This window comes from Ensifer sp. ENS06, assembly GCF_014852205.1.
Taxonomy (GTDB): Bacteria; Pseudomonadota; Alphaproteobacteria; order Rhizobiales; family Rhizobiaceae; genus Ensifer; species Ensifer adhaerens.
Window position 1 is genome coordinate 1 of record NZ_JACVBC010000050.1, and the last position, 440, is coordinate 440.

The 440-nt window shown below is 53.9% G+C and carries 1 rRNA gene; it reads left to right on the forward strand.

Features of this window, described 5'->3' with window-relative positions:
* Window positions 1–340 precede the first annotated feature (340 nt).
* A 23S ribosomal RNA gene (locus IB279_RS36785) occupies window positions 341–440 on the forward strand; the annotation flags it as partial.

A 440-nucleotide genomic window follows, 5' to 3' on the forward strand; every position in this document is an offset into this window, starting at 1 on the left:
AAGCCTTGTCCTTGAGGCATGATCATTGTTTGGGTGCTCACTTGTGAGTGCCCTTCTGGTGTTCATGCTGGATTGGTGTTGCCTGACCGCGCATCACCGGACAGATCTCGAGAAGCTGGTCTTAAGATATGGCGCAAGTGAACCGCTCGGCGTGGTTCCAATAAAGCGACCGTATCGAACACGTCGATGGCATCTGATTGGCTCGGTTGTAAAAGGTAACCGGGTCGTTGGGCGGCTTGAGGCACATTCAGTTGTGCCCGGATAGCCAGGTTTGGCTGCCCCGCGAGAGCGGGACAAGCTTAGCCAAACCCAACTAAGGATGAGCATTGGCAATGAGAACGATCAAGTGTCAAAAGGGCATTTGGTGGATGCCTTGGCATGCACAGGCGATGAAGGACGTGATACGCTGCGATAAGCCGTGGGGAGCTGCGAATAAGCTT